The sequence below is a fragment of the Streptomyces sp. NPDC002701 genome (assembly GCF_042889045.1).
In the GTDB taxonomy this organism is placed as follows: Bacteria; Actinomycetota; Actinomycetes; order Streptomycetales; family Streptomycetaceae; genus Streptomyces.
Genome location: NZ_JBIAQL010000005.1, coordinates 365,761 through 380,932 on the forward strand (window position 1 = coordinate 365,761; position 15,172 = coordinate 380,932).

General features: G+C 71.1%; 12 protein-coding genes. 6 read left to right on the forward strand and 6 right to left on the reverse strand.

From position 1 onward, the window contains the following. Window positions 1-72: 72 nt before the first annotated feature. Window positions 73-417, reverse strand: coding sequence for a MerR family transcriptional regulator (locus ACFYXC_RS17400; protein ID WP_388917738.1), 345 nt, complete (start codon window positions 415-417; stop codon window positions 73-75). A gap of 410 nt (window positions 418-827) precedes the next feature. Between ACFYXC_RS17400 and ACFYXC_RS17405 the strand changes: the two genes are divergently transcribed. Next, the gene (locus ACFYXC_RS17405) at window positions 828-1,202 is read left to right on the forward strand and encodes a hypothetical protein (RefSeq protein ID WP_388917741.1); all 375 of its coding nucleotides are present in this window, start codon (window positions 828-830) and stop codon (window positions 1,200-1,202) included. A gap of 132 nt (window positions 1,203-1,334) precedes the next feature. On the opposite strand, the gene ACFYXC_RS17410 is transcribed toward ACFYXC_RS17405, so the two are convergent. From ACFYXC_RS17410 to ACFYXC_RS17425, 4 genes are all read right to left on the reverse strand, one after another. Further along, window positions 1,335-1,679 carry an SCO5918 family protein gene (locus ACFYXC_RS17410; RefSeq protein ID WP_389552282.1) on the reverse strand — a complete coding sequence of 115 codons (345 nt, stop codon included), beginning with the start codon at window positions 1,677-1,679 and terminating at the stop codon, window positions 1,335-1,337. 69 nt (window positions 1,680-1,748) lie between these two features. Continuing rightward, a complete protein-coding gene (locus ACFYXC_RS17415) occupies window positions 1,749-3,287 on the reverse strand; it encodes a DEAD/DEAH box helicase (RefSeq protein WP_389552284.1) in 1,539 nt (512 codons plus the stop codon). A gap of 337 nt (window positions 3,288-3,624) precedes the next feature. Continuing rightward, entirely contained in the window at window positions 3,625-3,828 is a 204-nt protein-coding gene (locus ACFYXC_RS17420; RefSeq protein WP_107017975.1) for a cold-shock protein, read from the reverse strand. A 420-nt stretch (window positions 3,829-4,248) separates the two neighbouring features. Further along, a complete protein-coding gene (locus tag ACFYXC_RS17425; protein ID WP_389552287.1) occupies window positions 4,249-5,574 on the reverse strand; it encodes a lipase family protein in 1,326 nt (441 codons plus the stop codon). 416 nt (window positions 5,575-5,990) lie between these two features. Between ACFYXC_RS17425 and ACFYXC_RS17430 the strand changes: the two genes are divergently transcribed. The 3 genes from ACFYXC_RS17430 to ACFYXC_RS17440 all read left to right on the forward strand — a co-directional run bounded on the left by ACFYXC_RS17430 (window position 5,991) and on the right by ACFYXC_RS17440 (window position 10,406). Beyond that, window positions 5,991-8,201: an MMPL family transporter gene (locus ACFYXC_RS17430; protein WP_389552290.1), complete on the forward strand. Its 2,211-nt coding sequence runs from the start codon at window positions 5,991-5,993 to the stop codon at window positions 8,199-8,201. Between the two features lie 130 nt (window positions 8,202-8,331). Continuing rightward, a complete protein-coding gene (locus ACFYXC_RS17435; RefSeq protein WP_388917757.1) occupies window positions 8,332-9,726 on the forward strand; it encodes a sensor histidine kinase in 1,395 nt (464 codons plus the stop codon). Next, a complete protein-coding gene (locus ACFYXC_RS17440) occupies window positions 9,723-10,406 on the forward strand; it encodes a response regulator (protein ID WP_389552293.1) in 684 nt (227 codons plus the stop codon). Before ACFYXC_RS17435 ends, ACFYXC_RS17440 begins: the two co-directional genes overlap by 4 nt. An 83-nt stretch (window positions 10,407-10,489) precedes the next feature. Here ACFYXC_RS17440 and ACFYXC_RS17445 read toward each other — a convergent pair whose 3' ends face one another. Next, window positions 10,490-11,368, reverse strand: coding sequence for a DUF4394 domain-containing protein (locus ACFYXC_RS17445; RefSeq protein WP_389552830.1), 879 nt, complete (start codon window positions 11,366-11,368; stop codon window positions 10,490-10,492). Between the two features lie 293 nt (window positions 11,369-11,661). Between ACFYXC_RS17445 and ACFYXC_RS17450 the strand changes: the two genes are divergently transcribed. Next, window positions 11,662-12,927, forward strand: a complete 1,266-nt coding sequence (locus tag ACFYXC_RS17450) for a PucR family transcriptional regulator (protein ID WP_389552296.1) — start codon at window positions 11,662-11,664, stop codon at window positions 12,925-12,927. A 156-nt stretch (window positions 12,928-13,083) separates the two neighbouring features. Then, window positions 13,084-15,048 (forward strand): glycoside hydrolase family 5 protein, encoded by a 1,965-nt coding sequence (locus tag ACFYXC_RS17455; protein WP_389552298.1) that lies wholly within the window; start codon window positions 13,084-13,086, stop codon window positions 15,046-15,048. Window positions 15,049-15,172: the final 124 nt, after the last annotated feature.

A 15,172-nucleotide genomic window follows, 5' to 3' on the forward strand; every position in this document is an offset into this window, starting at 1 on the left:
CCCGCACCCGAACTCGCACCGGCACCCGCACGGCACGGCCCCGGCATCACCACCCCCGCCGAGCCGGCCGCCCTAGGCGGAACCGGAAGGTTCGGACCCCCGCTTCGCGGCCCGCCGGTACTCCTCATTGATCCGCTGCGCCTCTTCGAGCTGATCCTCGAGAATGACGATGCGACAGGCCGCGTCGACGGGAGTCCCCCGATCGACCAGTTCCCGCGCCCGCGCGGCGATCCGCAGCTGATACCGGGAGTAGCGCCGGTGCCCGCCCTCGGACCGCAGGGGGGTGATGAGCCGCGCCTCACCGATGGCCCGGAGGAACCCCGGAGTGGTACCGAGCATCTCGGCGGCCCGGCCCATCGTGTACGCGGGGTAGTCGTCGTCTTCCAGACGATCGCTCAACGGACTGTCTGCTGTCATGTCACCTCGTCGTTCCAGCAACGCGTCTAGGGGCCCTGGCGCCGTACGGCACCAGGGCCCCGAAGGAAATTGAACACCATCTGCCGGCGTTACTGTCTCGCCGACCTTCTGTTTCCGCCGTCCGGCCCGGAAGAGGGCAAGGAGTGCGGGGATCGCGGTTGCGTGACCGGGGACCACCTCTCAATCCGGGGCCTTGCGGTACCCGGGCCGAACACACTCGGGCCGGGCGATCCTGATGGCGTCTGCTCCTCCGTCCTTGCCAGGTCTCGTCTACGGGAGAAACCCTAGCCACGGACCCGGCCAATGTCTACTCTGACAAACACAGATTTTGGACGGCATGGGTCCCAGTAATTTTGATCCCGGGCCCGCGGGAGGTGACGGGGACCGAGCACTGGATAGAATCGGCTCTCATGTCGAACCCTGACGAACTGCTCGTCGGCATCGCAGCCCTGGTGGAGTCCGGGCAGAGCAATCGGATGTCGCTGACCGTGGTTGCCGGTGGTGCTGTCATCACCGGCCGACTGGCTCCCGAAACCGTGTGGCGGGAGCGGGTCTCGGAGGTGCTGAAGGACTCGGACCATCTGGGCCCGTTCTCCGGTGTCTTCCTCGCGGACCGGCCGCAGGACCGTGCCGATCGTGACGAGGCGCCCACGCATCTGCACTTCCATCTGGCCCGGATCCTGCAGGGCAACGTCGGAATTCCGGAGACCGGCGGGATGTACCGCGTCGCGATCAAGGACATCAGCGCCTGGACGATGGGCGACTTCAGCTACTCCGACCACTGAGAACCGGGAACCGGGGAACCGGCCCCAGAGAACAGAAGGACCAGAAGAACAGAAGGACCAGAAGCCGGACACGAGGAAGGGCCCTGCCGACGCGCGTCGGCAGGGCCCTTCCTCGTGCTGTACGCCGACCGGTCAGCCGGCGACGGCCGCCGTGGCCGCGTCCGGCATCGCGGGCCGGGTCTCGCCCAGCATCGCCGACGCGTTCTGCAGCGGAGTGAGAGCGCTCGGGACGGGCGCGGGCTCCTGGACACCGCGGCAGGTGAAGCCGAGCCGGGCCATCGCCCGGGTGACCTCTCCGCCGGTGAAGTCGCGGCGGTCCTGCCGGGTGATGACCTCGCCGACCTGCTTGACGGGGTACTGACGGCGGCCGATGAGTACGGACTCACCCGTGATGGCCTCGGGCTTGATGCCCTTCATGGAGTCCAGCACCCCGCCCTTGGTGAGGTCGAACGGGAACCGGGCGATGACACAGCGCATGATGCCTCACAGTCACAGAAACAGGCACGGAAGAGGGGGAGAGCAGAGCCGGGAGCCGGCTCGACGGGACTAGGCAGCCGTGTCGAGGGCGGACGGGCGCGGTGCCGAACGGCGTGCCGCGTCGCCCGTGGACCGGCTCCGGCTGCCACGGCCGCGCCGGCCGCGGACCGACGAGGAGGGACCGGAGGAGGCGCTGCGCCGGGGGCGTTCCGAGGCGGGCGCGGTGATGGTGACCGGGATGCCCGAGGGGGCCTGGGCACCGGTGATGCGGTTCAGTTCGGCTTCGCCCGAGCGCACCTGGGTGGTCTGCGGGTTGATGCCGGCGGCGACCATCAGGCGGCTCATGTCGCGGCGCTGGTTGGGGGTCACCAGCGTGACGACGCTGCCGGACTCGCCGGCGCGGGCCGTGCGGCCGCCCCGGTGCAGGTAGTCCTTGTGGTCGGTGGGCGGGTCGACGTTCACGACCAGGTCGAGGTTGTCGACGTGGATGCCGCGGGCCGCGACGTTGGTCGCGACCAGGACCGTCACGTGCCCGGACTTGAAGCGCGACAGGGTCCGGGTGCGCTGCGGCTGGGACTTGCCGCCGTGCAGGGCCGCGGCCCGTACGCCGCTGCTCAGCAGGTGATCGGTCAGCCGGTCCACCGCGTGCTTGGTGTCCAGGAACATGATCACGCGGCCTTCGCGGGCGGCGATCTCGGTGGTCGTGCGCTGCTTGTCCGCGCCGTGCACGTGCAGGACGTGGTGCTCCATGGTGGTCACGGCGCCCGCGGACGGGTCGACGGAGTGGACCACGGGGTCGGTCAGGTAGCGGCGGACCAGCAGGTCGACGTTGCGGTCGAGCGTGGCGGAGAACAGCATCCGCTGGCCGCCGGGGCGCACCTGGTCGAGCAGTTCGGTGACCTGCGGCATGAAGCCCATGTCGGTCATCTGGTCGGCCTCGTCGAGAACCGTGACGGCGACCTGGTCGAGGCGGCAGTCGCCGCGGTCGATGAGGTCCTTGAGCCGGCCCGGCGTGGCGACGACGACCTCGGCGCCGGCGCGCAGCGCACCGGCCTGCTTGCCGATCGACATGCCGCCGACCACGGTGGTCAGCCGCAGCCGCAGGGAGCGGGCGTACGGGGTGAGCGCGTCGGTGACCTGCTGGGCCAGCTCGCGGGTGGGGACGAGGACGAGGGCCAGCGGCTGCCTCGGCTCGGCGCGCAGACCCGCCGTACGGGCGAGGAGCGCGAGGCCGAACGCGAGGGTCTTGCCGGAGCCGGTGCGGCCGCGGCCGAGTACGTCACGGCCCGCGAGGGAGTTCGGCAGGGTCGCCGCCTGGATCGGGAACGGGACGGTCACGCCCTCGTGTCCGAGCGCGGTCAGCAGCTGCTCGGGCATGTCCAGATCGGCGAACGCCTCGACGGCGGCCAGTGCCGGGGTGACCGTCTTCGGCAGCGCGAACTCGCCCTGGGGGGAGCTCTGCCGGCGTCCGTAGCCCTCGGAGCGGCGCGGGGCGCCGGAGCGGTAGCCGCCCTTTCCGGAGTTGGAGCCGGAGCCGGAGCCGAAGCTGGAGCCCGAGTTTCCGGAGCGGGTGCGGGAGTAGCGGTCGTTCGTGCGCGTGCGGTTCACGGGGAACCTTCCTTGACATGGCGCGTATCAAGGAATTCCCGCGGAAAACGAGCAGCGCAGAGAATTGCAAGAACGAGCCGGAGAAAGATGGAGCCGAATCGACTGGGAAAGCGAATCGGTGAGGGATGTTCGCGGGAGGTCGTGCCGGGCCGCGTTGTGCGGGTCCTGGGGCGGGGTCGGTCATGCCGTGCGGGAGGCTTCGGAGGATGTTCATCCGAGCTCGGACGGAGGACCCCGACGAGGGTGGCGAAGAGCGGGTCGCGAATCCCCTGGAATGCAGCGAGCTGGGGCCCGCACCCCAAGGTGCGGGCCCCAGCTGCGAAGTGCGCGCCGACGATCAGGCGGGAACGATGTTCTCGGCCGTCGGGCCCTTCTGACCCTGCGCGATGTCGAACGTGACCTTCTGGCCCTCGTTCAGCTCGCGGAAGCCCTGGGCGGCGATGTTCGAGTAGTGGGCGAAGACGTCGGCGCCGCCGCCGTCCTGCTCGATGAAGCCGAAGCCCTTTTCTGCGTTGAACCACTTCACGGTACCGGAAGCCATGTTTTTCTCCTTCGGGGCGGTGCTCGGAGCGCACACCGCGTGCACTCCGTGTCGCCGTGATGATCACCCCGCCGGAAATAACCGGAGCCATAAAGGATCCCCACCCGAATGAACTGGTGGGGACACCTGCAAGATTTTCGGGAACCACAACTGCAACTGAGATCGAGACTAGCACGATGTGATCGGTGACGCGTGAGGTGAAAACCGTCCCGGGCTGTCGGGTAAGTAATATTCATCGCGCCTCGATCTCAATTCTCACCCCGTGGGCACAGATATTGGCGGGGCCGGGACGCATGGTTCTTCGCACGGTGCGTGACGCCCGGCGGCGGGGCCCTTGCGCGGACAGGGCCCTCGCCGCCGGGCGGGGCCGGAGGGGCCGGGCGCCGTTCCTTGCGCGCCCGGGCCGGAAAGAAAAATCGATCAGGGTTGGACGGGCAGGGTCCGGCAGTTGGAGGGGGCGGGTTTGCCGGCCAGCCGGTCCGTCAGCCAGTCGACGGCGCTGCCCTGGTCGGTCAGCAGCGGGGCGAAGTGGTTGAGCAGCGCGCTGCCGACGTTCGGCAGGACGACGGGCTTGTACGTGACGTCGGCGCCCTTGCGGCACCAGTCGACTGCGAGGTCCCGGGACTGGCCGTGCGGGACGAGGTTGTCGCTGACGCCCGTCGCGAGCCGGACGGGACCGGACGGCTTCAGCCTGCCGATGCGCTGACCGTCCAGGAACGCCTTGAGTTCGGGCGTGGCGGCGATGATGGCGCCGAGGGTGCGGCCGTCCTTCGTCCACTTGGTGCTCTTGGTGTAGCCGTAGCCGAGGAGCGCGTCGCCGACGCACATGGTGGACAGGTCGGCGAGGGCCGCCTTCCCTGCCGCGTTCAGGTGTGCCTCGGCGATCGGCCGCAGCTCGGGGTCGGACTGGAGAAAGCCGTTGAGCGACCAGCCCAGCGCCCCGGCCAGCTCACTGCCGTCGATGGCCCCGGTGACGGCGGTCAGGTCGGCGGGCGGCGCGCCCGCGTACGTTCCGGCGAGGGTGACGTCGGGGGCGTACGAGGACTGCAGTTCCGCGGCGGCGGCCGTCGCCCCGCCGCCCTGGCTGTAGCCGTACAGCCCGACCGGGGACTCGGCGGTGACCGAGCCGCCCTCGACCGAGCGGGCCGCGCGCACGGCGTCCAGGACCGCGTGCGCCTCGTCGACCCGGTCGACGTAGGTGTGCAGCCGGTCGGTCGCGCCGAGCCCGGCGTAGTCGGTGACGACGACGGCGGTGCCTCTCGCGAGGAGCCGGTAGATCGCCAGGTCCTCGTAGCCGACGGAGACGGTCTCGCCGTTGAACACCAGGGGGTGTTCGAGGCCCATGGAGGCGGCGCACTGGTCGCCCTGGCCGAGGGTGCCGGGCGCCACCACGACCAGGGGCCGCGGCCCGTCGCCCTGCCAGCGGGCCGTCGGTTCGATGTACGCCCCGGTGACCGCGACCGGCTCGCCGTTCGAGTCGGTGGACTTGTACATCAGCCTGGTCGCGGTGCCCGGCAGCGGCCCGTGCAGGCTGGGCAGGCTCAGCGCCAGCGGGAGGGGTTCGCTGCGTACGAGGGTGCCGTCGGCGGCGGGCAGCGTGGCGGGCGGGTTGTAGAAGGCGGGGATGGTGACGCCCCGGGACACGACCTCGTCCGCCGCCGTGGCGGCGGTGGCCGTGAGGGCCTGGGCGGTGAGGCAGGCGGCGGCGGTGACCGTCGCGGCCAGCAGTTTGCTGCGTGCGGGCATGGCGAACCTCCTGTGGAGCGGCCGGCAGAGAGGTGCACGGGTGCGGCGGTACGGAGGCGCAGACGCGTCCCACGGGTCTGGCCGTACCGCGGTGAAGTAGTCCGCCTGGAACTTACCTATGAGTAAGTTACTCGTGGTAGCAGTCAGGAGGTTACGGTTCGGTAACTTGACGCGCCGTCCCACAGCGGGCCGTCGCGGGGGCCGCGCGGGAGGCGGACCCGGGCCGAGGCAGGGGTGAGTAGGGGAGACCAGGGGTGGACACGTGAATCCGCTCCGTCGTACCCGAGGCGGAGCCGGGGGGCCGTTTCTACTGCGTACCGAGTAGCGGAATATGTCGGCAGCCGCACGACGACAGGACGGCACCGCACCGGACAGCCTTGAGGGACATTCGGCACCAGATGTGGAGACCTCCTGCCGTGGCTACTTTCCTCTATCGATTGGGCCGTCTGGCCTTCCGGCGTCGCTGGTACGTCGCCCTGGTGTGGGCGGCCGTCCTGGCCGCGGTCGGCCTCGGCGCGCTCAACGCCCCGGCAGCCTCCGACGAGGAGTTCTCCATGCCGGGCATCGAGTCCCAGAAGGCGTTCGACCTGATGGACCAGCGCTTCCCCGGCACGACCGCCGACGGCGCGAACGCCCGGGTCGTCTTCGTCGCGCCGGGCGGTGAGAAGGTCACCGCCGCCGAGAACAAGGAAGCCGTCGAGAAGGCGGTGTCCGGGCTCGCCGACGGCACACAGGTCGCGAGCGCGGCCGACCCCTTCGAGTCCGGGGCGGTCAGCAAGGACGGCACGACGGCGTACGCGACCGTCACCTACAAGGTCGGGCCCACGGACCTCACCGACGCCAGCAAGTCCCAGCTGGAGGAGACGCTCGTCGAGGCCCGGGACTCCGGGCTGACCGTCGAGGCCGGCGGGACCGCGATGGAGGAGAACGGCGGACCCGGCGGCGTGGCCGAGCTGATAGGCGTCGCGATAGCCGCGGTCGTCCTGCTCGTCACCTTCGGTTCCCTCGCCGCGGCCGGGCTGCCCCTGCTGACCGCCGTCATCGGCGTCGGGGTGAGCATGGCCACGATCCTGACCCTGGCCAGCACCCTCGGCCTGTCCACGACGACCGGCACCCTGGCGATGATGCTCGGCCTCGCCGTCGGCATCGACTACGCGCTGTTCGTCGTCTCCCGCTACCGCGAGGAGCGCGCCCGGGGCCGTACGCCCGACGAGGCGGCCGGGCTCGCGGCCGGCACCGCCGGGTCCGCGGTCGTCTTCGCGGGACTCACCGTCGTCATCGCCCTCGCCGGACTCGCCGTGGTCGGCATCCCGATGCTCACCAAGATGGGTCTCGCCGCGGCGGGCGCGGTCGTCGTGGGCGTACTGATCGCGCTGACGCTCGTCCCGGCGCTCCTCGGCTTCTGGCCGAACGCCGTGCTCACCCGGCGGGCCCGCAAGAGCGGCCGGGTCCAGAAGAGCGGCGAGAACAACGGGGGCACCCGCTGGGCGCGGTTCGTGCTGCGCCGCCCCGTGCCCGTGCTGCTCCTCGGGGTCGTGGGCCTCGGCGCCCTCGCCGTACCGATGACGGATCTGCAGCTGGGCATGCCCGGCGACGAGGCCAAGTCCACCTCCACCACCGAACGCCGCGCCTACGACGCCCTCGCGGAGGGCTTCGGGCCGGGCTTCAACGGTCCGTTGACCGTCGTCGTGGACGCCGCCGGCGACTCCGACCCGAAGGGCGCCGCGGAGGCGATCTCCAAGGAGATCGCTGCCACGAAGGGTGTCGTGTCCGTCTCCCCGGCCCAGTTCAACGAGGTCGGTGACACCGCGGTCTTCTCGGTCGTGCCCTCCACCGCACCGACCGACGAGCGGACCACGAACCTGGTGGAGACCATCCGGGGCGAGCGGTCCGGGGTCGAGTCCGAGACCGGCGCGACCTTCGAGGTCACCGGCACCACCGCGCTGAACATCGACATCTCCGACAAGGTCCAGGCGGCCCTGATCCCGTACCTGGTCGTCGTGGTCGGTCTGGCGATCATCCTCCTGATGGTGGTCTTCCGGTCCCTGCTCGTCCCGCTGAAGGCGGCCCTCGGCTTCCTCCTGTCGGTCCTGGCCTCCCTCGGCGTGGTCGTCCTGGTCTTCCAGCAGGGCCACGGCGCCGGACTCATGGGGGTGGAGCAGACCGGGCCGATCATGAGCCTGATGCCGATCTTCCTGGTGGGCATCGTCTTCGGCCTGGCCATGGACTACGAGGTCTTCCTCGTCTCCCGGATGCGCGAGGCGTACGTCCACGGCGAGTCGCCCGAGCAGTCGGTCGTCAGCGGCTTCCGGCACAGCGCACGGGTCGTCGTGGCCGCCGCCCTCATCATGATCGCGGTCTTCGCCGGATTCATCGGCGAGGCCGACTCCATGATCAAGATGATCGGGTTCGGGCTGGCCTCGGCCGTCCTGTTCGACGCCTTCGTCGTACGCATGGCGATCGTGCCCGCCGTACTCGCCCTGCTCGGCCACCGGGCATGGTGGCTGCCGGGCTGGCTCGACCGGCTGCTGCCCCGCGTCGACGTGGAGGGCGAGGCGCTCAGCCGCAGGCCCGAGCCGGACCCGGCCCCCGCCGACCCGGCCGGCCTGGAAGTGGCGCGCACCTGAGGAGACCACCCTCCCTCCCCCGGGAAGGGGCCGCCCGTGGCGAACGACACGGGCGGCCCCGTCGGCCGTTCACGCCGCAAGCGTCCACGATGGACGCAGCCCACCCACCGGAGAACCCGAGGTCCAGAGCATGGAGCGTTACACGGACCGGTTCGAGCAGTACGCGGACCGCCATCCCCACGCCTTCGACGTCGTGGTGGCCCTGGTGCTGATGGGCTGTGCGGTCCTGGGCAGCAACCTCACCCTGCCCGGTGTCGACCCGCCGGACCAGGACGGCGCCGCCGTCGTCCTCATGGGCATCTCCTGCCTCGCCCTGCTCAAGTACCGCAGGTTTCCGCGGACCGCCGTCTTCGTGACCGCCGTCTGCACCGTGATCGCGGTCACCCTCGGCTACCTGCTCACGCCCCTGCTGCTGGCACCCCTCATGGGCGCGCTCTACTGGTTGGCCACCCTCACCGACCCGAAGACCACCCGCGTCTACGGCATCTCCGTCATGGCGCCGCTGACGGTCGCCTACGCGGTGTCCGACTCCATGGACAGCCTCTCCCTGCTGCTCAGGACGATCGGCCCCTTCTTCTGGCTGCTGCTGCCGCTCGCCGCGGGCAACATGACCCGGCTGCGGCGCGCGTACGTGGCAGCCGTGCAGGCCCGCGCCGAACACGCCGAGCGCACCCGGGAGGAGGAGGCGCGGCTGCGCGTCACCGAGGAGCGCATGCGCATCGCCCGCGAACTGCACGACGTCGTCGCCCACCACCTGGCACTCGCCAACGCCCAGGCCGGTACCGCGGCCCACCTCGCGGTGAGCAACCCCGAGCAGTCGCGGAAGATCCTCGACGACCTGACCGGGACCACGTCGTCCGCGCTGCGCGAGCTGAAGGCGACCCTGGGGCTGCTGCGCCGGAGCGACGACCCGGCCGCCCCGACACTGGAGCCGTCCCCGGGCCTCGACTGCCTGCCCGACCTGGTGGCGGCGTGCGCGTCCGCGGGGGTCGCGGTCACGGTGACCACGGAGGGCGAGCCGCAGCCGCTCTCACCCGGCGTGGACCTGACCGCGTTCCGCATCGTGCAGGAGGCGCTGACCAACGTCACCAAGCACGCCGTCACGGAGACCGCACACGTGCGGCTCGCGTACGTGGCCTCCCGTCTGCTGATCACGGTCACGAACGACGGCCCGTCGGCCGTGACCGTCCCGGCGGTCGCGGCGGCCGGGGCGGTCCCGTCGGTCCGGCCGGTGCCGGTGCCCGGGCAGAGCCGCGGCTTCGGCGTCATGGGCATGCGCGAACGAGCCCAGTCGATCGGCGGCGAACTCCACGCCGGCCCCCGCCCGGAGGGCGGCTTCCAGGTGACCACCGCGCTGCCGCTGCAGCCGTCGGTGCCGGGGGCGGCGGGAGTGCTCGCGGCACCGGACCCCGCGGAGGCGGTGGCGGCCGGCCCGGGCGGCTCCGCGGTCAACTGCGATCCCCAAGAGGCGTTCCGGGCCTTCAGGGCCCTCAAGACGGCCAGGCCCGAAGGAGAGAGACCATGAGTGTCGTCAGAGTGCTGCTCGCCGACGATCAGGCCCTGCTGCGGGCCACCTTCCGGATACTGATCGACTCCTGTGACGACATGACCGTGGTCGGCGAGGCGTCCGACGGCGCGGAGGCGGTGGAGCTGACCCGCGCCCACCACCCCGACATCGTCCTCATGGACATCCGGATGCCGGGCGCGGACGGTCTCGCCGCCACGTCCGCGATCTGCGCCGACCCGGACCTGTCCGCCACCCGTGTCCTCATCCTGACCACGTTCGAGACCGAGGACTACGTGGCGCAGGCGCTCCGCGCGGGTGCCAGCGGTTTCCTCGGCAAGGACGTCACCGCCGACACCCTGCTGTCCGGCCTGCGCACCGTGGCCTCCGGCGAGGCCCTGCTCTCCCCCGGCGCCACCCGCACGCTGATCACCCGCTTCCTCACGTCCCCGGTACCGGGGAGCCAGCTGGCTCCCCCGGAACGCCTGGCCGAGCTCACGACGCGGGAACGCGAGGTCATGGCCCTGGCGGCGGAGGGCAAGTCCAACACCGAGATCGCCGAGGACCTGACCGTCAGCCCCCTGACGGTACGTACGCACATCCACCGGGCCATGACGAAACTGGGCGCCCGGGACCGGGCGCAACTCGTGGTCATCGCCTACCAGACGGGCCTCGTGCAGGCGGGGCCGACGGCGTTCTGAGGGCGACGGGCACACACCGGCGACCCGCCGCGGTCCGGATCGTACGGTCCGCGGCGGGCCGGTGGCCGGTCGGTGGCGGGTGGTCAGGTTCCGGTCAGGCTGATGGCCACGTCCGTCACGTTCAGAGGGAACTGGCCGATGGCCGTCGGCTCGCCGGTGAGGACGTTGACGCTGTAGAAGAACGGCCTGGTCGCGTTGTACGGCAGGAGCGAGGCGAAGCCGTCGTTCGAGGTCGTCTTGCCGTTCGTCAGGGTGCTGTAGATGTCGAAGCCCGCGTCGACACCGGCGTCGAAGCCGAGGAGGCCGGTCGGGACGAGGCTGCCCGCGTTCGGCGGCGACTGGATGACGACCTGGTCGTTGAACGTGTCGATGTCGAACAGGGTCGTCGCGGTGGACCCGACCAGGTCGTTGTTCGTGTAGCCGGCCGCGGTCACGCCCTGGGCCGCCGTGGTCGTCGGCGGGATGTTCAGCGCGCTGTCCGTGACCGTCGAGTGGTCGTTCAGGTTGTGCCGCAGGTTCTGGCCGTAGTTGCTGATCACCCGCAGCCGGTCGGCCGCCGGGTTGAAGTCGATGTCGAAGGTCGTGCCGTACAGCGAGGGCTGCAGCTGGGAGACCTTGGTGGCGACCACGGTGTCGGGGAGGGACGGCGGCATCTTGATCGTGTAGATGCCGCCCTTGTCACCGACGCCGTACAGCAGCCCGTTCTGTACCCGGAAGTCGATGCCTATCAGCTTGGTGTCGCCGACGAGGCCGTCGATGACCAGCACCCAGTTGAGCTGCTTCGGGTTGTCCGTCAGGAACGTGGACATCAGGGTGCCGTCGCCGGCGAGGCCGTACGCCCGCAGGCTCGGGGTGGCGGCGGGGGCGGCGGAGCTGGCGCCGGGTGCGCTCACCGTGAGCGCGGTGGCCGCGGAGACGACCGCCACCGCCGCCGCGATTCTCTTCTTGAAGCCGGATTTCATCATGGTTTCCCTCCCGTTTGCGTGCCTCGGAAAAATTCCCGTTCTTGGCGGGCGCAAAGAAATAGGGCGTGCTGGACGCCGTTCCCCCCACGCGTGACCGCGCGCCTTCCATTAAGCCCAGGCAGCCGTGCCCGGACAAGCGAATCGAGCCACAAGGAGGCCCGGTCCGGGGAACTTTGCGCACTGTGACAAATTCCCCGTCGACATATCCCTCGTCGATTCACCCGGAGTGATGAGCCCCGTCCGGATTTCATCTGTCGGCCCTTCCGGACCCGATGGCATGCTCATGCTCCATGGGGAGCCTCTTCGCCGAGCTGGCCCGGCAGGCGTCGGTCAACGCACGCCGCGAGGTCGAGACGTACGTACGCGAGATCCCGGAACTCGGGTCGCTGGACGTGAACTCCCGGGCCAGGTCCGAGGCGCTGGAGTACGCGGTGTGGTTCAGGCGCCGGACCGTCGAACTGGCGCCGGCCAACGGCAGGCTGACCGAGGACGACCTCGGCTACATCGCGTCGATGGGTGAGGCGCGGGCCGGGGCGGGCATGTCACTGGACTCACGGCAGCGCGTGCTGCGCGTGCACACCGAACTCATGCTGCGCGAGATCAACGAGGCGACCGAGGCCCAGCGCGGCGGCGACGTCGAGGAACTCATGCGGATCATGAGCTGGTTCGCCCCGCAGGGCGAGCGCGGCATCGGCGCCTACCGCCAGGGCTTCGTGACCGCGATGCGGCGCAGGCTGCCCTACGTCGAACAAGTGGGCCTGCTGGCACGCTCGTTGCTCGCCGAGGACCCCATGGCGGCGGAGCTCGCCCTGGTCACCGGCATGGAACTGGCCGAGTACTACGCCGTGACGGTGATCCGGGTGCCCGACTGCCCCGTCGGCGACCGCGACCTGGAGAGCGGCATCGAGGCACTGGTGAAGACGCACCGGGTGCCGGTCACCTGGAGCGCGGAGCGCGGTGGCGAGGGAGGCGGGAGCGGGAGGGGCGGTGAGCTGATCGCCCTGATACCCGGCGACGCCGACGCGGCCGGTACCGCCGGTGGTGGCGGTGCCGTCGGTGACGCCGTCGGTCCCGGCACCGTACCGTCGGGCGCCGTCGACGATCTTCTGCAGGACTTCGCCCGGGCCCTCGGCCGCCTCTGTGCCGTCGGCACCGCCGGGGCACGGCCGGGCGGGCTCGCCGGCGCCCTCGACCGGGCCCGGCGGATCAGCAGGGCGGCGCCGCTGCGGCGCCCGTCCGCGCGACTGCGGGCCCACACCATGGCGGACGTGTTCGTCGAACTCTCCGTCCCGGAGGTCTCGTTCGTCGACGGGTGGCTCCGGTCGGTCGCCCGGCGCCTCGAACCCGGCCCGGACCTCCTGCTCACCCTCGACGCGTACTACCGCCACGACATGAACCGCGGCCTCACGGCGGAGGCCCTCAACGTCCACCCGCGCACCCTGGACTACCGGCTCCGCCGGGTGCGGGAGCTCACGGACATCGACCCGGGATCGACGCATGGCGTACGGGTCCTCAGCTCGGTCGTCACCCGGAGCCTGTCGGGCGCGTGGCGCTGAGGCGGGTCAGCGGGAAAAGAGTTTCCCCGGACGGGGATGCCCCCTCGAAGCGGTGCCGAGCGAAACGGAACAGCGTTGACCGAAATGCCGTACAAGGAAATGCACGGGCACAGAAATGTGCGTACAGGGAAATCGCGTGAGTACACAGGAAGACGGATGACGATCGTGCGCGGATTCTTCGGCAGGGCGACCCTGGCCGCCTTGTTCCTCCTGGTGCCGTCGGCGCCCCTCCCCGCGGCCGCACTGCCCGCGCCGCCGACACCGGCGCAGGCGCCGGCCGAAGGGGAGTCCGTCGTTGCGCCACCGGCCGCCGCGGCCCCCGCCGAGTGGACCCCGCCGCTCAGCACACGGGGCCGCTGGATCGTCGACGCGGACGGGGACCGCTTCAAGCTGCGGTCGGGCAACTGGCACGGCGCCAGCGGCACCTGGAACGGCTCCGGCAGCGCGGACGAGGACGCGAACCACCACGCCGGGGAGAACTCCGGCCGGATACCCCTCGGCCTGGACCGGGCCCCCATGGCCGAGATCATCGCCGGCTTCCAGGAGATCGGGATCAACAGCGTCCGGCTGCCCTTCTCCAACGAGATGGTCCACGACGGCCGCCCCGTCACCGACGACGCCGTGTCCGCCAATCCCGCCCTGCGCGGGAAGACCCCGCTCCAGGTCTACGACGCCGTGGTCGGCGAACTCACCGCCGCCGGTCTCGCCGTGATCCTGAACAACCACACCAACACGACCCGTTGGTGCTGCGGGGTCGACGGCAACGAGCGCTGGAACACCAGCCAGTCGGCCGCGGCCTGGGAGGACGACTGGCTGTTCATGGCGCGCCGCTACAAGGACAACCAGCGCGTCGTCGGCGCCGACCTCTACAACGAGGTGCGCCGCAACGTCTGGGACGACCCCAACTGGGGGCTCGGCAACGATCACGACTGGTTCGCCGCCTCCCAGCGCGTGGGCGACCGCATCCTGACGGAGGCCGACCCCGATCTCCTCGTCATCGTCGAGGGCATCAACTGGACCGGCATCCCCATCGACGGCTTCGCGCACGAACGCCCCACCCTGGCGCCCGTACGCACCCTCTCGCACACCCTCGTCGACTCCGGCAAGCTCGTGTACTCGGCCCACTTCTACGACTACACGGGACCGAACCACAGCGGCGCCACCGGTACGGGCGAGACCACCGACCCCCGCTACCGCGACCTGACCCCCGCCGAACTCGTCGACGTCCTGAACCGCCAGGCTTTCTACGTCGGTGCCGAGCAGGACCAGCACTTCACCGCCCCGGTCTGGATCAGCGAGTTCGGGGTCGGCGGGCGGGAGGAGACGAACGCCAGGGCGCGGGCCTGGTTCGAGAACTTCGTCGAACAACTGATCCGTACCGACGCCGACTTCGCGTACTGGCCGCTCGTCGGCTGGCACGAGAACCGCACGGGCAACGGCTGGGCGCTGCTGCACTGGGACTCGGCGGGCCGCCGCATGGGCCCGTACGACGGCGACGACTGGCGGGCCGCCGCGTGGACCCGGCTCGTCGGGGCCGCAGGGCGCACCGGGCAGGTCGCGCCCGTCACGGAGTGGTCGATGCTCAGCCCCGACCACGGCGACTTCGTCGCCTCGCGGCGGATGCGGGCGCTGCCCGACTGGGACTCCGGCGCCCGCAAGGCCGCCTGCCCCGACGGGCAGCGGCTCCTCGGTCTGGGCCACACGGGCAACCGGGGCCTGTGCTCCGACGTGACCACCGGACCGCTGTCCGGCGCGGGCGGCGGTCACGAGGTCGTCAAGGACGAGCGGTACGTGAAGGCGGGCGGCGACTGGGCCTCCGGGTACACCAAGCTGCAGTGTCCCGACGGGAAGTTCGTGTCCGGCTACAGCGTGCGGGGTGCGGCCGTCTCGTCCGCGCTGTGCACGGCCGCCCCGGCCGGGGTGATCACGGGTACGAGTGGCCGTACGGTCTGGTTCGACCGGGGGGACGACCGGGGCGCGTCCCCCAAGGGGGGTGACTTCGCCACGGGCCGCTACAAGGGGCAGTGCGCGGACGACGAGTACGTGGCCGGCATCGCCTACACGGGGCGCGTGGGCTCGTCCCGCACCCCGGACGCCCTCTTCTGCCGAAAGCTCCGCTGACTGCGCTGGTCGGGGGGCGCCCCGCGGGGGGGGGGCCGGGGGGGGGTCCCCCCCCCCCCGGTAGTGGGGGGGGGGGGGGCGGGGCCCGCCCCCCCCCCCCCCCCCCCCCCCCCCCCCCCCCCCC